This is a genomic window from Rhodococcus sp. HNM0569, assembly GCF_012726205.1.
Lineage (GTDB): Bacteria > Actinomycetota > Actinomycetes > Mycobacteriales > Mycobacteriaceae > Rhodococcus_F.
Window position 1 is genome coordinate 1 of the sequence record NZ_JAASAE010000004.1, and the last position, 17605, is coordinate 17605.

The 17605-nt window shown below is 67.5% G+C and carries 19 protein-coding genes, 1 tRNA gene and 1 pseudogene; 15 read left to right on the forward strand and 6 right to left on the reverse strand.

Annotation, left to right across the window (positions count from 1 at the left end; genetic code table 11):
* Positions 1 to 276: pseudogene (locus tag HCA44_RS06875) on the reverse strand (HNH endonuclease); the annotation flags it as partial.
* A gap of 204 nt (positions 277 to 480) precedes the next feature.
* Between HCA44_RS06875 and glsA the strand changes: the two are divergent.
* Both glsA and HCA44_RS06885 read left to right on the forward strand, forming a co-directional pair.
* Positions 481 to 1518 carry a glutaminase A gene (gene glsA / locus HCA44_RS06880; protein WP_346764618.1) on the forward strand — a complete coding sequence of 346 codons (1038 nt, stop codon included), beginning with the start codon at positions 481 to 483 and terminating at the stop codon, positions 1516 to 1518.
* Positions 1515 to 3140 (forward strand): MFS transporter, encoded by a 1626-nt coding sequence (locus tag HCA44_RS06885; RefSeq protein ID WP_169647814.1) that lies wholly within the window; start codon positions 1515 to 1517, stop codon positions 3138 to 3140. The genes glsA and HCA44_RS06885 overlap by 4 nt, the downstream gene beginning before the upstream one ends.
* A gap of 45 nt (positions 3141 to 3185) precedes the next feature.
* On the opposite strand, the gene HCA44_RS21165 is transcribed toward HCA44_RS06885, so the two are convergent.
* The 4 genes from HCA44_RS21165 to HCA44_RS06900 all read right to left on the reverse strand — a co-directional run bounded on the left by HCA44_RS21165 (position 3186) and on the right by HCA44_RS06900 (position 5376).
* Positions 3186 to 3308 carry a hypothetical protein gene (locus HCA44_RS21165; RefSeq protein ID WP_277350770.1) on the reverse strand — a complete coding sequence of 41 codons (123 nt, stop codon included), beginning with the start codon at positions 3306 to 3308 and terminating at the stop codon, positions 3186 to 3188.
* A 128-nt stretch (positions 3309 to 3436) separates the two neighbouring features.
* Positions 3437 to 4141, reverse strand: coding sequence for an alpha/beta fold hydrolase (locus HCA44_RS06890; protein ID WP_346764619.1), 705 nt, complete (start codon positions 4139 to 4141; stop codon positions 3437 to 3439).
* Between the two features lie 88 nt (positions 4142 to 4229).
* Positions 4230 to 4302: transfer RNA gene (locus tag HCA44_RS06895), tRNA-Arg, on the reverse strand.
* A gap of 78 nt (positions 4303 to 4380) precedes the next feature.
* Positions 4381 to 5376: a D-glycerate dehydrogenase gene (locus tag HCA44_RS06900; RefSeq protein WP_169647815.1), complete on the reverse strand. Its 996-nt coding sequence runs from the start codon at positions 5374 to 5376 to the stop codon at positions 4381 to 4383.
* A gap of 174 nt (positions 5377 to 5550) precedes the next feature.
* On the opposite strand from HCA44_RS06900, the gene cycA reads away from it, so the two are divergent.
* Both cycA and HCA44_RS06910 read left to right on the forward strand, forming a co-directional pair.
* On the forward strand, positions 5551 to 7002 hold the full coding sequence (cycA, locus tag HCA44_RS06905) for a D-serine/D-alanine/glycine transporter (protein WP_169647816.1): 1452 nt from the start codon (positions 5551 to 5553) through the stop codon (positions 7000 to 7002).
* Positions 7003 to 7140: 138 nt separating this feature from the next.
* On the forward strand, positions 7141 to 7944 hold the full coding sequence (locus HCA44_RS06910; protein ID WP_169647817.1) for a M23 family metallopeptidase: 804 nt from the start codon (positions 7141 to 7143) through the stop codon (positions 7942 to 7944).
* Here the strand turns inward: HCA44_RS06910 and HCA44_RS20945 are convergent.
* On the reverse strand, positions 7935 to 8342 hold the full coding sequence (locus tag HCA44_RS20945; protein WP_240945359.1) for a hypothetical protein: 408 nt from the start codon (positions 8340 to 8342) through the stop codon (positions 7935 to 7937). The genes HCA44_RS06910 and HCA44_RS20945 overlap by 10 nt on opposite strands.
* A gap of 272 nt (positions 8343 to 8614) precedes the next feature.
* On the opposite strand from HCA44_RS20945, the gene HCA44_RS06920 reads away from it, so the two are divergent.
* From HCA44_RS06920 to HCA44_RS06970, 11 genes are all read left to right on the forward strand, one after another.
* A complete protein-coding gene (locus HCA44_RS06920; protein WP_169647818.1) occupies positions 8615 to 10132 on the forward strand; it encodes a glutamate-cysteine ligase family protein in 1518 nt (505 codons plus the stop codon).
* A 393-nt stretch (positions 10133 to 10525) separates the two neighbouring features.
* Positions 10526 to 11062 carry an OsmC family protein gene (locus tag HCA44_RS06925; RefSeq protein ID WP_169647819.1) on the forward strand — a complete coding sequence of 179 codons (537 nt, stop codon included), beginning with the start codon at positions 10526 to 10528 and terminating at the stop codon, positions 11060 to 11062.
* Positions 11063 to 11264: 202 nt separating this feature from the next.
* The gene (gene cynS / locus HCA44_RS06930; RefSeq protein ID WP_169647820.1) at positions 11265 to 11705 is read left to right on the forward strand and encodes a cyanase; all 441 of its coding nucleotides are present in this window, start codon (positions 11265 to 11267) and stop codon (positions 11703 to 11705) included.
* A gap of 50 nt (positions 11706 to 11755) precedes the next feature.
* Positions 11756 to 12838: an acyl-CoA dehydrogenase family protein gene (locus HCA44_RS06935; protein ID WP_169647821.1), complete on the forward strand. Its 1083-nt coding sequence runs from the start codon at positions 11756 to 11758 to the stop codon at positions 12836 to 12838.
* Positions 12835 to 13488 carry an RNA polymerase sigma factor gene (locus HCA44_RS06940; RefSeq protein ID WP_169647822.1) on the forward strand — a complete coding sequence of 218 codons (654 nt, stop codon included), beginning with the start codon at positions 12835 to 12837 and terminating at the stop codon, positions 13486 to 13488. Before HCA44_RS06935 ends, HCA44_RS06940 begins: the two co-directional genes overlap by 4 nt.
* Complete coding sequence (locus tag HCA44_RS06945; protein ID WP_169647823.1) at positions 13485 to 13802, forward strand: hypothetical protein; 318 nt, start codon at positions 13485 to 13487, stop codon at positions 13800 to 13802. Before HCA44_RS06940 ends, HCA44_RS06945 begins: the two co-directional genes overlap by 4 nt.
* A complete protein-coding gene (locus HCA44_RS06950) occupies positions 13771 to 14328 on the forward strand; it encodes a flavin reductase family protein (RefSeq protein ID WP_169647824.1) in 558 nt (185 codons plus the stop codon). The genes HCA44_RS06945 and HCA44_RS06950 overlap by 32 nt, the downstream gene beginning before the upstream one ends.
* Entirely contained in the window at positions 14325 to 15557 is a 1233-nt protein-coding gene (locus HCA44_RS06955; RefSeq protein ID WP_169647825.1) for a CmpA/NrtA family ABC transporter substrate-binding protein, read from the forward strand. Before HCA44_RS06950 ends, HCA44_RS06955 begins: the two co-directional genes overlap by 4 nt.
* Entirely contained in the window at positions 15554 to 16447 is an 894-nt protein-coding gene (locus HCA44_RS06960) for an ABC transporter permease (protein WP_169647826.1), read from the forward strand. Before HCA44_RS06955 ends, HCA44_RS06960 begins: the two co-directional genes overlap by 4 nt.
* The gene (locus tag HCA44_RS06965) at positions 16440 to 17267 is read left to right on the forward strand and encodes an ABC transporter ATP-binding protein (protein WP_169647827.1); all 828 of its coding nucleotides are present in this window, start codon (positions 16440 to 16442) and stop codon (positions 17265 to 17267) included. Before HCA44_RS06960 ends, HCA44_RS06965 begins: the two co-directional genes overlap by 8 nt.
* An 11-nt stretch (positions 17268 to 17278) precedes the next feature.
* Positions 17279 to 17602 carry a rhodanese-like domain-containing protein gene (locus HCA44_RS06970; protein WP_346764620.1) on the forward strand — a complete coding sequence of 108 codons (324 nt, stop codon included), beginning with the start codon at positions 17279 to 17281 and terminating at the stop codon, positions 17600 to 17602.
* The last annotated feature ends 3 nt before the right edge of the window (positions 17603 to 17605 follow it).

The following is a 17605-nucleotide window of genomic DNA, read 5'->3' on the forward strand; positions in this document are numbered from 1 at the left end:
GATCTCCGGCTCCCGCAACAACGACCCCGCCAGAGCGACGATCCCGCGTGCCTCGCCGATCTCCAACAGGGTGTGCGCTGCCAACCACGCGGCACCGTCGCGATACCCGGCCTCGACCGCCACCCGGCGCACCTCGACCTCACCCATCACCGCGACGCGCCGCGCCTGCAACCCCGGAATCACTCGCGTCAACTCGACCGCCTCCGCGAGCAACTCGCCGTCACTCGACCGCCACGGCTCACCGCGCGTCGTCTCTATCGAATCCCCCAGCCCCATGAACGAACCTTAGTTCGAACACAGATTCGAAGTCAACGGTTCCGCGAAACCGATCCGGAACTGGTTGCCGACGGGAATTGCCGGTCGCACGGCCGATCTCACCGATTCCGGTACGAGCGCACCGCTTCGCGCATAGTGTCGGCGGCACATGCGGCGCGCCGTCCGCCAGGTGCGCCGGGCCGGGCAATGGGGAGGGAGCCGCTCGTGGATACCGACGTCGAGGGGGTCGAGCAGGCGGTCTCGACCGGCACGCTGCCCGCGTGGTCCCGCGTCGACGAACTGGTCACGGAGGCGCACGAGCGCTATCTGCCGCGCACGTCCGGTGCGGTCGCGGACTACATACCCGTGCTCGCGGCCGCGGATCCCGACCTGTTCGGCGTCTCGGTCGCCGAGGTCGACGGCCGCGTCCACACGGCAGGCCATGTCGACGTCGAGTTCTCGATCCAGTCGATCTCCAAGGCATTCGTCTACGCCCTTGTGTGCCACGAACTGGGCCACGACATCGTGCGTGAGCGAGTCGGGGTCGACAACACCGGCCTGCCGTTCAACTCGGTCATCGCGATCGAACTCAACGACGGCCACCCGATGAATCCGATGGTCAACGCGGGGGCGCTCGCCACCACGGCGCTCGTGCCGGGAGCCACACCGGCAGAGCAGTGGGAGCGCATCCGCACCACGCTGTCGGCGTTCGCGGGCAGGCAACTCGTGCTCGACGGCGAGGTCTACCAGTCGGAGACGCTCACCAACCAGCGCAACAAGGCGATCGCCCGGCTGCTGGAAAGCTACGGACGCATCGACACCGACCCGCTCGAGGTCGTCGACGTGTACACGCGCCAGTGTGCGCTGCGCGTCGACGCACGCGATCTCGCCGTGATGGGTGCGACGCTCGCCGACGGTGGCGTGAATCCCGTGACGGGCGAACGCGTCGTCGATGCGCACGTGTGCGGCGACACCCTGTCGGTACTCGCGGCCACCGGAATGTACGAGCGGTCCGGGGAATGGCTGTTCGAGATCGGGATCCCCGCGAAGTCCGGGGTCGCCGGCGGCATCGTCGCCGTGGCACCGGGAAAGGGCGCGATCGGCACGTTCTCGCCGCGACTCGACCGCGCAGGCAACAGTGTTCGCGGTCAGCGTGCGACGGCATATCTGTCGCGCACGCTCGGTCTCAACGTGTTCGCGTCCGACGTGCACGCATCGGGACGGGCCGCGCGCTCGTCGGAACGGAAGGACAGCGCCTCATGACCACCACGTCCACACCGGCGGCGACCGAACGCGCGTCGTGGCTGCCGATGGTCGGCCTGTTCCTGGCGCAGGTCCTGATGTCGTTCAACGTCGCCGCGCTGCCCGTGTCGATCGGTGGCATGGTCGACGACTTCGACGTCGCCCCCACCGTCGTGAGCACGACGATCGTCGTGTACGGCCTCGCGGTTGCTGCGCTCGTGATGGTGGGCGCCAAACTCGGCCAGCGCATCGGTTGGGTGCTCATCTTCCGGGGAGTCGTCGTCGCGTTCGCGTGCGCCGCGATCCTCATGATCGTGTCGCCGTCGGTCGAGTGGGCCATCGCAGGCCAGGCGCTCGCGGGCGCGTCCGCCGCGATCATCGTGCCCGCGCTCGTCGCGCTGATCGCCGAGAACTACCACGGCGACCAGCAGGCGACCGCGATCGGTTCGCTCGGCTCGGCACGCGCGGTTTCGGGAATGAGTGCCTTCTTCCTCGGTGGTGCGCTCGGCACACTCGTCGGTTGGCGCCCGGTGTTCGCGATCGTCCTCGCCCTCGCGGTGGCAGTGTTCGCGTTCAGCTTCACACTGCGTTCGGACAAGGGCGACGCGGGCATTCGCATCGATCTCGTCGCGGCGGTGCTCATCGGTGCAGGCGTCGTCATGCTGACTCTCGGGTTCAACAATCTCAACGCGTGGGGCGTGTTCTTCGCCGACGCGAATGCGCCGTTCGACGTGCTGGGCGTGTCACCCGCGATCGTGCTGATCGTGCTCGGTGTGCTTCTGGGGCAGGCGTTCTTCGTGTGGACGCGGCGTCGGATGGCAGCGGGCAAGGTGCCCCTCGTCGACTTGTCGGTGCTCGGCAGTTCGCGTGAACGCGCCGCCGTGTACGCGATGTTCATCGTCGTCGCCATGGAGGCCGCGCTCAATTTCACGGTGCCGCTGTACATCCAGATCGTGCAGGGGCGCACCCCGTTCGATACCGCGCTCGCCATGATGCCGTTCAACCTCACGGTCTTCGTCACCGCCACCCTCGTCGTGCGGGTCTACAAGTGGTACAGCCCGCGCGCGATCGGTGTCTTCTCGTTCACGCTCACCACGATCGCGCTCGTGTGGCTCGCGTATGTCGTCACCAACAACTGGGAGACGCTCGCGACGATCGTCGGGCTCGTGGTGTTCGGTGTCGGTCAGGGCGCGCTCGTGACGCTCGTGTTCAATGTCCTCGTGACGTCGGCGCCCAAGCGCCTCGCGGGCGACGTCGGCTCGATCCGCGGCACCACCCAGAACCTCGCTTCGGCCGTGGGTACCGCTGTCATCGGTGCACTCCTCGTCACGCTGCTGAGCTTGGGGGTGGGGCAGGCCCTCGTCGACAACCCCCGTCTGCCCGGATCGCTGGTCGCCCAGGTGAATCTCGACAACGTCAACTTCGTGAGCAACGACGACCTGCGCTCGGTGCTCGAAGGCACCGATGCGACGCCCGAACAGGTGGACGCCGCCGTCGAGCTCAACGAGGACGTCCGCCTGCGCACCCTCAAGTTCGGTCTGCTGATCCTCGCCGCGGTGAGCGCGACGGCGATCCTGCCCGCGAGCAGGCTGCCGAGCTACCGACCCGACGAGATCCCGGATCCCTCACCCGAGGACGTGTGAGCGGGGGAGCCGTGCTGGACTGTGGGGTTGTGCCGAAAATTCTTGTCAGAAGGGTGGTTCCACGCTCCCGAAGGTGACGCCGATGGCAGTGAGGCCCGCCGTGATCAGGCGCGGTAGATCGGTGAACAGGTATTCGGGGAGGTAGTTGAAGATCTCGATCGAGCCCACGATGGCTCCTTCCGAGTGGACGCGGATGTTACAGATACGCGCGATCTGTTGCATCGTATCCCCGTGGGTATGCGAGGTTCAAGACTTCGCAACCGAATTCAGGCCTCCGAGGCCGAGCGCGCCCGCACTCAGCCGGCGTTCGCTGCGCCCGCGAACGCGAGCGCCTGCGGCCACGAGAGCCGGTATGCATCGGCGTTGACCTGCTGGTCGTGCCGCGTGCGGTTGCTGAACCCGTGGTCGGCGCCGGGGTAGACGTGGACGATCGTCGCGCCGTGTTCGCGCGTCTCGAGCGCGTCGCGCAGCCGGGACAGCGTCGCGGCGCTCATGACCGTGTCGGCCCCCGCGTGCAGCACCATGACCGGCCCGGTGATGCGCGACGCGGCGGCGACGGCGTCGAGCGCGTGGTTGTCGGCCGGGGGATCGGCGATCGAGGGATGGTAGGCGACGACACACGAGAGATCGGGCTCCCGCTCGGCGAGCAGCAGCGCGAACCGTCCGCCGAGGCACCAGCCCATCACGCCGATCCGTTCGAAACCGAGGTCGTCGCGCAGGTAGCGCAACAGCACCTGCATCTCGGCGAGCGACGCCTCGTCGTCGAGTCGGCCCATGAGTTCGGACAGCCGTTCCGGCGGCGTGTCGTCGGAACTCGGGCCGTGCCACGGATCCCACACGAGCGCAGTCATTCCCGATGCGGCGACCTCGGTGGCGTAGTCGCGCACCTGTTCGCCGATGCCGGTGATCATCGGGAGCAGCAGCATGGCGCCACCGGTGTCGGGGCCGTCGGGGCTCACGAGATGCGCGGTGAGGCCGTCGACGCTCACGGAGGCGGTCACTGGAGCTCCTTTCGCGCCGCTCGACCGGATCGGCAGGCTGCGGCGAGCCGTCGCGGCGCGTTCACGATCGTGGCTGAGTTCACGGTCGTGCCCTCGGCAGGATTCGAACCTGCGACACCGGCTTTAGGAGAGCCGTGCTCTATCCCCTGAGCTACGAGGGCGGAGTAGTGCAATTGTGCTCGTCCGGCCCAGCCGAGGCAGGGACGGACGGGAGGGACTATACCGGCCCGTGCGTGCGGTCACTGCCACGCGTCGGGGTTGACCGGATGCGGCGGGCGACGCCCGGCTGCCATCTCGATCGCGTTCGCGGCACACAGCCGGGCCATCTCGCTGCGCACCCGCACGGTGGCGCTGCCCACATGCGGCAGGAGGACGGCGTTCGGGCGCTCGGCGAGGCCCGGCGCGAGCGCAGGCTCGTCCTCGTAGACGTCGAGGCCCGCACCGGCGATCTCGCCGTCCGCGAGGGCGGTGACGAGAGCAGTCTCGTCGACGATCGGACCCCGGGCGGTGTTGATCAGGATCGATGTCGGTTGCATCGCGCGGAAGGTGCCGGCGTCGACGAGATGGTGGGTGTCGTCGGTGAGCGGGATGTGCAGCGACAGGAAGTCGCTGCGGCGCACGAGCTCGTCCCACTGCACGTGTTCGACGCGGCCCGCGAACTCGCCGAGCTCCGCGTCGGTGACGGGACGGTCCGCGGGCGGACGCGGAGCGAACAGCACCGTCATCCCGAAGCCGAGTGCACGCCGCGCCGTCGCCCGTGCGATTCGGCCGAAACCCGCGAGTCCGAGCACCCGACCGGACACGTCCTGCCCGAGGAGCAGTTCGGGCTTCCATCCGTCGAAGCGACCCGCGCGCACGTAGGCGTCGGCTTCGACCGCACGGCGGGCAGTGGCCAGGATCAGCAGCATGGCGACGTCGGCCGTCGCATCGGTCAGGACGCCGGGGGTGTTGCCGACCATGATCGCGTGTGCGGTGGCGGCGTCGACGTCGATGTTGTCGTAGCCGACGGCGTAGTTGGCGACGCCTCGGATGCGGGCGTGGGCGAGCAGGTCCGCATCGAAGCGGTCGCGTAGTTGCGAGACCACGACGTCGTATCTCCCCGACGCGCACGCGTGCGCGAGACCGTCGCGGTCGAGGGTCGCGTCGGGGACGTCCACGGTGCCGGCGCCGCGGAGCATCTGCATGCCCGGTTCCGGCAGCGGTGTGGTGACCAGGAAGGTGGGGTGCTCGGTCATGGGCTCACTCTCGCATGCCGATATTCGCGAGGCCGGACTCGTCTTGTTTGTCCGCATTCCGCGATTGCCGCTGCATACGGGCACGTCAGGCGCGCGTATCGTGTCCCCGGTTCCGGCCAGCCCTGCATCAGTCGGGCTCGGATCGGCCGGACGACACGAGTGCGAAGGACTTTCATGGGTAACCCCGTCAGCCAGGAGCTGCAGCACGACGAGCCGCACCTGTCCCGGCAGCTGGCCAACCGCCACATCCAGCTGATCGCGATCGGTGGCGCGATCGGTACCGGCCTGTTCATGGGCTCCGGCAAGACGATCTCCCTCGCGGGCCCGTCGGTCATCTTCGTCTACATGATCATCGGCTTCATGCTCTTCTTCGTCATGCGGGCGATGGGGGAGCTGCTGCTGTCGAACCTGCAGTACAAGTCGTTCTCCGACTTCGCGGCCGACCTGCTCGGACCGTGGGCCGGATTCTTCACCGGCTGGACGTACTGGTTCTGCTGGATCGTCACCGGGATCGCCGACATCGTCGCCATCTCGGGATATGTCGACTACTGGTGGCCCGACATCCCGCTGTGGATTCCCGCGCTCGCCGCGATCCTCGCGCTGCTGCTGCTCAACCTGCCCACGGTCAAGGCGTTCGGCGAGACCGAGTTCTGGTTCGCGCTCATCAAGATCATCGCGATCGTGAGCCTCATCGTCGTCGGCCTGGTCATGGTGTTCTCGTCGTTCGAGGCGCCCAACGGCGCGCAGGCGAGCCTCGCGAACCTGTGGAACGACGGCGGCATGTTCCCGACCGGCGCGATGGGCTTCGTCGCCGGCTTCCAGATCGCGGTCTTCGCCTTCGTCGGCATCGAGCTCGTCGGCACCACCGCGGCCGAGGCGAAGGACCCGGAGAAGAACCTGCCGCACGCGATCAACTCGATCCCGGTGCGCATCCTGCTGTTCTACGTGCTCGCGCTCGTCGTCATCATGGCCGTCACGCCGTGGCGCGAGATCAGCGCCGAACGCAGCCCGTTCGTCGCGATGTTCGCCCTCGCCGGGCTCGGCATCGCCGCATCCGTCGTCAACTTCGTGGTGCTCACCTCGGCCGCGTCGTCGGCGAACTCGGGCATCTATTCGACGTCGCGCATGGTGTACGGCCTCGCGCAGGAAGGTGACGCGCCTGCACCGCTCGGCCGGCTCAGCAGCCGCCGCGTGCCGGCCAACGCACTGTTCTTCTCGTGTGCCTTCCTGCTGGCGTCGCTCGTGCTGCTGTTCTCCGGCGAATCGGTGATCGAGGCGTTCACCCTCGTCACCACGATCTCGTCGCTGCTGTTCATGTTCGTGTGGACGATCATCCTGTGCAGCTACCTCGTGTACCGCCGCAAGCGGCCCGAGTTGCACGCCGCGTCGAAGTTCAAGATGCCCGGCGGCGTCGTCATGTGCTGGGTCGTGCTCGCGTTCTTCGTGTTCGTCGTGTGGGCGCTCACACAGGAGGCGGACACACTGCACGCGCTGCTCGTGACCCCGGTGTGGTTCGCCGTGCTCGGCATCGCGTGGGCGTACGTGCGCAGGCAACCGAGCCACGTCGCGCGCTACCGCCGATTCCACGACGAGATCGCTGCCCCCGACGACGCCGCACAAGGCTGAATGCGGCCCGCCGCCGAAAGGTCATGATTCGGTAACGGTGGCGCTCGCTTATATCGTTTTGTAACATTCACCGCCAGACAGAGGAGCCGTCCCGCACGGGGGCGCGCTGGACGCCGACGACTGATAGGTAGCACCACTGTGGGTTCGCACCGCCGCACGACCGATACACCCATTGCATTCGTCATCGATTCCACCGCGCCTCGCGGTCGCCACCGTGACGAGTCGGCCCGGTACGGCTCGGGCGTGAAGGCAGCGAGCGTGGCCGCCGCGACCGGCGCGATCGTCGTCGGCGCCGCCCAGCTCGGCACCGGCACCGCCGCCGCACACGAGCTCGACGAGCACACCACCACGGAGGCCGCCCCCGCGCCGCTCCCGTTCGATCTGCCCGACGCGTTGCCCGCAGACGTCGCGGCTGCCGTCCCTGAGGGCCTCGTGCCCGCGGGATTCGAGGTTCCCGACCTCGGCCCCGACTACGCGCAGGTCGGTCAGCAGCTGCAGCACTGGGTCGATCAGCTCAACCCGATCAAGCCGGCGACGGTGCAGCCGGTGTCCGGCACGCTCACGTCGAACTTCGGCTCGCGGTGGGGCGCGCACCACGGTGGCCTCGACATCGCGGCTCCCGTCGGCACGCCCGTCCTCGCCGCGGCCGACGGCACCGTCATCTCGGCCGGTCCCGCGTCGGGCTTCGGCCAGTGGGTGCGCGTGCTGCACGACGACGGCACCGTCACCGTCTACGGCCACGTCGAGAGCTACTCGGTGCACGAAGGCGAACGCGTCAATGCGGGCGACGAGATCGCCACCGTCGGCAACCGCGGCCAGTCCACCGGTCCGCACCTGCACTTCGAGGTGCACGACGCCGCCGGCAACAAGACCGACCCCGCGGCGTGGCTGCAGCAGCGTGGTGTCGCCGTCACCTGGACGGACGCGTCCACTCAGGTCTGATCGCGCTTCTTTCCGGAACCGGGCTCCTTTTCGGAGCCCGGTTTCGTCGTTTGCGCGGTCTTTCCCGCCTGCGTCTTCGCCGCAGTATCGGGTTTCGCGGCAGTATCGGGCTTCGCGGCGGTATCGGGCTTCTCAGCCGTGTCGGTCTTCTCGGCCGTATCGGGCTTCTCGGTGCGCTGTGTCTTTTCGGCGGGCGGCGTCTTCGCCGACTTCTCTGCTTTCGCCGGTTCCGGCTCGGCCTCCGCTTCCACCTCCAGCTCGGCATCGTCGCGGAACACCAGCGTGCCGTTGTCGAGCGCGATCGCCCAACGCTTGGAGACCGCCCAGTCGCGCCCGTAGTCGGCGTCGGCGATCTCCTGCACACCGCCGAACTCGTCGACGATCGTGCCTGCCTCCACCGGCCACTTCGCGCGTGGCGTCGACGCGTCCGTGGCATGTGCCGTGCGTACCCGCGCCCCGACCGCGAACGACGTCGCGCGTGCCGCCCCACCGGCCTGAGTCATCGCCCCTCCTCGTCTCTTCGCCCTGAGGTTAAACCGGGAGAACACCGTCGCGGGGCGAAATGTGCCGGTTCGGCGGGCGCTCCGGCGACGGATCGTCGCGTCGCCGCCCCAGCGGGCCGCGTCTGCGCGTTAGCCTTCGAGCAGGCCGCACGAGAGGGGACGACCCGGTGGGCAGAGAAGTGGACGCTCGCACCTACACGCGAGAAGACCGGCGGATCTTCCGGAAGAAGGTGCAGGAGTGCGTCGCGGCGCTCGAGCGGATGCTGCGTGAAAACGCCTTCGGGGACGACGTGCACCGGCCCGAGCCGCTGCTCGGGATGGAGATCGAATTCAACCTCGTCCGACGAGACATGACTCCCGCGATGTCCAACAGCGAGGTGCTCGCCGCGATCGACGACGAGTCGGTCTTCCAGACCGAGCTCGGGCAGTTCAACGTCGAGATGAATGTGCGCCCGCGTCCGTTCAGTGGCGAGGAGACCTTCGAGCTCGAACGCACACTGCGCGCGTCGCTGCACGTGGCGGATGCGCGGATCGGCGACCACGACGCCGAACTCGTCATGATCGGAATGCTGCCGACGCTGGGTCTCGACCATCTCGGCCGCGACCGCATCACCGACAACCCCCGTTACGAGCTGCTCAACGAACAGATCTTCGCGGCGCGCGGCGAAGACATCGAACTCGACGTCGACGGTGTCGCGATGCCCGGGCGGCCCACCGATCATCTGCGTGCCGACACGAACTCCGTCGTGCCCGAAGCGGCGTGCACGTCGCTGCAACTGCACCTGCGGGTGGCGCCCGACGAGTTCGCGCCGCACTGGAACGCCGCGCAGTGTCTTGCAGGCGTTCAGGTCGCGCTCGGCGCCAACTCGCCGTTCCTCGCGGGCAAGGCACTGTGGCACGAGACGCGCATCCCCGTGTTCGAGCAGGCGACGGACACGCGTCCGCAAGAACTCGTGAATCAGGGTGTGCGGCCGCGGGTGTGGTTCGGCGAGCGCTGGATCAACTCCGTGTTCGACCTGTTCGAGGAGAACTCACGGTACTTCCCGGCGCTGCTGCCGGAGGTCGAGGACCAGGATCCGATCGCCGAGCTCGATGCGGGCCGGGTGCCGTCGCTCGGCGAGCTGCAGATGCACAACGGCACGATCTACCGATGGAATCGGCCGGTGTACGACGTCATCGACGGCACACCGCATTTGCGGATCGAGAACCGTGTGCTGCCCGCGGGGCCGACCGTGATCGACACGATGGCGAATGCCGCCTTCTACTACGGCACCCAGCGGGCGTTCGTCGAATCCGGACGGCCGCTGTGGTCGCACATGTCCTTCGACGCGGCCGAGGAGAACCTGCACCAGGGCGCGAAGTACGGCATCGACGCGCGCGTGTACTGGCCCGACATCGGATGGGTCGCCGTCTCGGAGCTGGTGTTGCGCAAGCTTCTTCCGCTCGCCGACCAGGGCCTCGCGTCGCTCGGCGTCGACGCAAAGGCGCGCGACCGCTATCTGTCCGTCGTCGAAGGCCGTTGTCTCGCAAGACAGAACGGCGCCTCGTGGCAGCGCGACCGCGTCGCGGTACGGGAAGACGCGGGGGAGAGCCGCCCGGATGCCCTCGCCGGAATGCTGCGCGACTACATCGCGCACATGCACGAGGGCGATCCGGTGCACACGTGGCCCGTGCGGGGCGTGTAGATCAAACGCAGAGTCGCCCTACCGAGAACGCACGCACGAGGAATGATCTCCCCACCTATCCAGCTTTCAACGGTCTTGGGCGTCTCATCCACAGCTTCGGTCCAGCGGTGTGCTCCGGCGTACGTAACAGGTCTGGCCTTGGCCGATCCCGAATTTGTGTGACTGGCGCTCGGCCTGTACGAGTCGCCGTCAAAACGAAGCTGGCTGAGCGGTGCGTCGAACCGATTGCGAGTCTGTTTCGATTGTTGCGTTCGAGTAAAGCCAGCTGAATGCACCTCTTGGCGCGTAACGAATTCAAACACTCTCGGAACTACCTTCCCGACCGTTGCCCGCGTCGACGGTTGCACATTGCTCACACGCCGGCGAACAGTCGGCTCTAGGGAAGGACTCTCAATGACCGAGACGACCACCGCTCTGGCCGGGATCGACGTCGACGGATTGATCGAGTTGTCGGAGACGGCGAAGAAGGAGCCCTCGACCGGACTGAAGACCCTCAAGGCCACCACCACCTGCGAGGGTGGATTCCGCAACCTGACGCAGGTGCGGACCCTCGACCCCGTACTCGTCTCCGAGCCGTGCCACCTGCTCGGCGACGATGCCGCACCGAACCCGTCGGAGGTGGCTCTGGCAGCACTGGGCTCCTGCATCTCGGTGGGGCTGCTCGCCAATGCCACCGCGAAGGGCGTCACGCTGAGCAAGCTGGAGGTGGCGATGGAGGGCGACATCGACATTTCCGCGGTGTGGGGCGTCGGCGACACCCCGAAGGAGAAGGTCACCGGTTTCACCGCGGTCCGCTGCGCCATCACCATGGCTGGAGACGCGGACGAGGCGACCCTGGAGGAGATCCGAGAGAACGCGATGTTCTGGTCGCCGGTCGTCAACACCTTCACGCGTCCGGTGGCAGTGACCTCCACCCTCACCGTCGAGTGAATCCCGGCACGTTCGCGCCATGTGATGGCCTCCGTCTCGGAGCCGGTCCCCGCCGGCTCCGGGAGGGCACCGAGCAGTGGACGTGTCTCTACCGGAACACATTCCGGTAATCGTGTCGAAACATCGGGCGGATACCGTCTGACAACACCAATTACTCTTCGGCACTTAGCGTTTCGAGAATCCTTCGACAAGGGAGCGTGTCATGATCAGCAAAAATGATGCAGGGGAACTGATGTCCCGTGCGCGATTCCGGGCCGGGCTCACCTGGACGGAGATCGCCGAGAAAATCGGGAAGCCGCGAGTGTGGACGACGGCGGCGCTGCTCGGTCAGCACTCGATGAGCAAGGAGGACGCGATCACGGTCGGCGAGATCCTCGACCTCGACGCGGACGTCGTCGAGGCGTTGCAGGTCCAGCCGTACCGCGGGTCGTCCGAAGGCGTGCCCACCGACCCGACCATGTACCGCTTCCACGAGGCGCTGCAGGTGTACGGTCCCGCGATCAAGGAACTCATCCACGAGGAGTTCGGCGACGGGATCATGAGCGCCATCAACTTCACCCTCGACATCCAGCGCCGCACGGACCCGGCAGGCGACCGCGTCGTCGTCACCTTCGACGGGAAGTTCCTCGACTACCAATGGTGACGTGAATTACTCACCGCCCCAGACATTCCCACTCAGACTGGAGAATCACCATGAGCACCCCCGTTCAGGACGCGGCCACGCGGTCGGACTACCTCCTCTCGCAGAGCATCGGTGACGAGGTGGCGGCACGCGCCGACGCCCTCGACCGCGACGGCGGCCAGGCCCGCGCTGTTCTCGAACTTCTCGCAGCGGACGGCGCACTCGACCTGGGTGCACCGCACAACGCCGACGGTGGGCTCGGGGCGATGGCAGGGGTAATCTCCGAGTTGTCGTCGCGCTGCATGAGCTCAGCGTTCACGACCTGGGCACACCGGATGACAATCGAATACCTTGCGGCCGCGGGCACCCCGTACGCGGAGCTGATGCTGCCGCGGCTGCGCTCCGGGGAGATGCCGGGGATCACCGGTATGGCAGCCTCGTTCCGTGAACTTGCCGGCTGCGGCAGCCTCGAGATCACCGCGACTCCTGACGGCGACGGGTACGTCCTGAACGGGCCGATCCGCTGGGCGTCGAACCTGTACGAAGACGCTCTGCTGGTCACGGGGGTGCGCACCGAACAGGGGGAGCGGCTGGCCGTCGCACTTCCCCTGGCGACGCCCGGTATCACGGTGGGCTCGCCCTTCTCGCTGCTGGCACTGGGGAGCACCGCGTCATCGTTCCTCACGCTGACCGATGTCCGGATCGGGGCCGAGAACATTCTGACGAGGGATTTCGAAAAGTTCCTCACCGCGGTGCGCCCCACCTTCATGGTGCTGCAGACGGCGATGTGCGCAGGTCTGGCACGCACCTGCATCGCGCAGGCCCGGCAGTCCCTGGTGGGTGTGAACGCGGTGTTCGCCACGGAGGTCGAATCGATGGCGGGCAAGCTCGCGCTAGTCTCGTCGGCTGCCACCAAGACTGCCCACAGCGTGGGCGGGCTCGTTCCGCCGACACGCGCAGAGCTGCTCGCACTACGGCTCGCGGGCGCCGAGGTGGCCAGCGGCGCGGCGGCGCTCGAGGCGCGGACCGCAGGCGGCAAGGGCTACGCCAGCAGCTCGGGCGCGAGCCGACGGTTCCGGGAGGCGGCGTTCATCCCGGTGCAGTCCCCCTCCGAGGCTCAACTGCGGTGGGAGCTCGCCTCGTGCGGGCAATGACCGCCGAACCGATGTCCGCTACCGAACCGGCCTCCGACGGTGCCGCTCCCTCCGAATGGTCCCGCGAGCAGATCGCCGAGTGGTATCCGGGGATGCTGCGCTTCGCTCGGACGATGGTGTCGGCGGAGATCGCCGAGGACGTCGTCCAGGAGACGTGGATCGCCGTGCTGAGTGGGATGGAGCGGTTCGAGGGCCGGTCGAGCCTCCGGACGTGGGTGTATGCGGTCCTACGCAACAAGGCCCGCAAGGCGCTGGGCACCGAGGTGCGTCGGCGCGACCGGGAGGCGGAGAGACTCGACGACGAGATCGATCCCTTGGCCGGCCGCCTCCACCCGCCGGGGCATCCGGACGCGGGGCACTGGTCCCTACCTCCGTCGGCGCGTTTCGTGCCCGAGGAACGGGCTGTCGCCGCCGAGCTCCGGGAGAAGGTCCGGCAGGCACTGGAGATGCTCCCGCCGCGCCAGCGCCAGGTGGTCCAGCTGCGCGACGTGGAGGGGTTCAGTCCAGAGGAGGTGTGCGAACTCCTCGGCCTCGACGCAGGCAACCAGCGCATTCTGTTGCACCGCGGACGCGGGAAACTGCGCGCACACATCGAGTGCTACCAATTCGGCCGCGGTTGCCCCGACAACGAATCAGGAACCTGGCTATGAACGAGACCGGCGACGCACCCCATGCCGCCAGGGCGCCGGAGATCGACTGCATCGACTTCCTGCGCCTGGTCGACACCCTGCTCGACGTCGACGACACGCAGTGGGACGCGACGATGGTGCGGCACCTGCGGGGTTGTCCGCCGTGCCGCGTGTTCCTCGAGCAACTCATCGACCTGCGACACCTACTGCGCACTTCGGACGGCGACACCGTCGATCCGGACGATCCGCGAATCGCGGCGCTGCTGGCCGCGGTCACCACGAGCCGAAAGGACTCCGACACCGATGAGCATCATCCCGGACGTCTCGACACCTGAGGACGACCTGACCGGAAACTGGTTGTGCGGCGGCTCGATCGACGCGGCAACCCTGCGGAACACGGCGGGCGCCTTCCCGAGCGGCGTCACGATCATCACCGCGAGCGCCGGATCCACTCCGGTGGGGCTGACGATCAGCTCGTTCGCATCTGTGTCCCTCGATCCGCCGCTGCTGCTCGTCTGCGTGGCGCGCACGGCGGGTAGTCTCCCTGCCTTCCGCGCCGGTGGACCGATGGCCGTCAACATCCTCGCCAACGACCAGGCTTGGCTTGCAAAGCGTTTCGCGAGCCGGCACGACGACCGATTCGCAAGCGTCGACTACACACTCGGGCCGCACGGCGTGCCACTCCTCGACGGGGTGAGCGCCTGGATGGACTGCCACATCGCACGCATCTACGACGGCGGCGACCACGTCATCCTCCTCACCAGGGTCCACTCGGTGCACCGATCCGACTCGATGCCCCTGCTGTACCACTCGGGCGCGATGTACGACTGGGAGCAGGCCGCCACGGAGAACACGACGTGAGCGGGCTGAGCCGACGCCGGTTCCTCGGGTTGGGCGCGGCGCTGACGAGCACCGGAATGCTCGCCGGATGCGCGACGGTAAGCGGGGCGCAAGCGCCCGTCGTCGACAGCGTCGACACCGGGTTCGCCGCCGAACCCCTCCGTGGGATCGAGAAGCCGGACATCACAGTCGGTTTCATCCCGATCACATGCGCCTCCCCGATCGTCAACGCCGCCCCGCTCGGCATCTACGCCAAGCATGGTCTCAACGTCACCCTGAAGAAATTCTCCGGCTGGGCCGAGGTGTGGGGTGCGTACGCGACCGGCGAGATCCAAGCCACACACATGCTCGCTCCGATGCCGCTGGCCATCCACAATGGGCTCGCGTCCGGGCAGACCGCAACCCGACTACCGCTGCTGACCAACAGCAACGGCCAGGCGATCACCCTGGCACTCGAACATCGGGATCGGGTGCACGGGCCGGAGGACATGGCGAGGTTCGTGCTCGGCATCCCGTTCGACTACTCGATGCACAACCTGCTGCTGCGGCATTACCTCAGCACCGGCGGAGTGGATCCCGACACCGACGTCGAACTACGCGTCATGCGTCCGGCGGACATGGTCGCGAATCTGGTCACCGGCAACATCGACGGCTACCTCGCCCCCGACCCGTTCAACCAGCGGGCCGTCGCCATCGGCGCCGGCTACCTGCACGTCCTCACCCGTGACCTCTGGAACGGGCACCCATGCTGCAGCTTCGCGGTCCGCGACGACTTCGCTGCCGAGAATCCCGTGACGTACCGGGCCCTGACCCGTGCCGTCGTCGACGCTGCACTGTGGAGCAACGATCCCGGTCACCGTGCCGCCGCTGCGCGGTCGATGGCCGCCGAGTCGTACCTGAATCAGAATCCCGAACTGCTGACCCAGGTTCTCACGGGCGAGTTTCCGGATGGGACCGGTCGCCAGCTGTCCGTCCCCGACCGGATTCGGTTCTCGCCGTACCCATATGAGGCGATGGGTGTGTGGATGCTCTCCCAGTTCCAGCGGTGGGGGCTGGTTCCGGAGGGCACCTTCACCACAGCCGAGTCGTACCGGCGTTCGGTCCGGCCCGTATTCGACACCACCACAGCGGCAACCGCACTCACCGATCTCGGGTCGGCCCCGCCCCAATGGAATCCGGAGCTGATCATGGGCTCGCTCTTCGATCCGTCCGACCCCACCCCCTGGACAGCGAAGCAGGTGAAAGTATGAGTACCTCACAGACCGAACACCTCGACGCCGGCAGCGTCCCTGCTCGGGACGACGCGACGGGACGACAACCGCAGGCCCCTGCGCGAAAGCCGCCACGACGAGAACGGAAGTCGCGGTCCGGCACCGCCATCCGGGCGGCCATCCTCTTCCTGCTGATCTCCATCCTGTTCGTCGGGATGTGGCAGATGGCCACGTCCGCGGAAGGTGGCTCCGGGCTGGCCCCGACGCCGGGGGAAACCTGGCAGCGACTGCTCGACGTCCTGGCCGACCCGTTCTATGTGGCAGGACCCAACAGTGTGGGCATCTTCTGGCACCTGCTGGCAAGCCTGCAGCGCGTCGTCATCGGGTTCGGACTCGCCGCGGTGGTCGCGATCCCGCTGGGCTTCATCCTGGGCACCAGCACCGCACTTCGATGGGCCGTGGATCCGTTCGTCCAGATCCTCCGGCCGGTGTCCCCACTCGCGTGGCTGCCACTGGGTCTGGCGCTGCTCAGCGACGCCGAGGCGACCGCACTGTTCGTGATCTTCATGTCCGCGCTCTGGCCGATCCTGCTCAACACAATCGACGGTGTCCGCGGCGTGAACCCTCTCTATCTGGATCTGGCCCGCACAGTCGAGGCCGGCCGCATCACCGTCGTCCGGAGGATCCTGCTCCCAGCGGCGCTGCCCTCGATGATCACCGGCCTACGGATGTCGCTGTCCACTGCCTGGCTGGTCATCATTGCTGCCGAGATGCTCGTCGGGGGAAGGGGAATGGGCTACTTCGTGTGGAACGAGTGGAACAAGCTCAACATCCCCAGCATCCTCGTCGCCATCCTCCTCATCGGCGTCGTCGGTCTCGTCCTCGACCGCGCGGTCACCGCGCTCCAGAAGGTGGTCCCCAATGCCTGACACCACCGTCCACGACCTGGCGGGCAGCCTCCCCAACCCGAAGTTCCTGCACCTGGAGCAGATCAGCAAGGGTTATCACCACAAGAACGGATGGAACCAGATCGTCGGGGACATCGACATCGCGATCGAAGAGGGACAGTTCGTCTCCCTGCTCGGGCCGTCCGGGTGCGGAAAGTCCACCGTGCTGAGCATGATCGCCGGGCTCACCGAGCCCGACGAGGGGAACATCTGGCTGGATCGGCATCCGATCACCGGTCCCGGACACGACCGTGGGGTGGTGTTCCAACAGCACGTCCTGCTTCCCTGGATGACCGCTCGCGAGAACGTCCTCTTCGGGCTGGATTCGGCGCGGCGCAACCTCCCTCGCGCGCAACGGGAAGAATTGGCCGACCACTACCTCGAGACGGTCAAGCTCGGTCACGCGAAAGACAGGCGCCCCGGCGAACTGTCCGGCGGCATGCAGCAACGCGTCGGCATCGCCCGCGCCTTCGCACTGCAGCCGAAGGTCCTGCTCCTCGACGAGCCCTTCGGTGCTCTCGACGCGCTCACCCGCGTCGACCTGCAGAACGAACTGCTTCGGCTGTGGGAGAGCGAGCGACGCACCGTCGTCATGGTCACCCACGACGTCGACGAGGCGATCGTGCTCTCCGATCGCATCCTGGTGCTGAGCCACGGGCCTGCTGCCACCGTCACGCAGGACATCGCCGTCCCGTTCGCCCGGCCCCGGTCGCAGGACGAGCTCAACAAGGACCCCCGCTTCTACGACCTGCGCGCGGCCCTGCTCGCATCACTGACCGCACCGACCACCGACGCCGCATGAGGAACACCACCGTGACTACTCCCGCCCCGCCCACCGAGGTGGACGTCCCCACCTTCGCCACCGTGCACCGCGACGCGCCCACCGTCGTCGACGTCCGCGAAAGCGACGAGTTCACCGCCGGACACGTTCCCGGCGCCCAACATCTGCCGCTCGCCGAGTTGCCCGGTGCCCTCGAACGGATCGTCGGTCCGGATCCGGTATACCTGATCTGCGCGTCCGGGAACCGGAGCCTGAAGGCAGCACGCCTGCTCGCGGACGCCGGTCGCACAGCCGTCTCCGTCAGTGGTGGCACCAGGGCGTGGATCCGGGCGGGGCTGCCCACGGAAGGGAACTGAGCC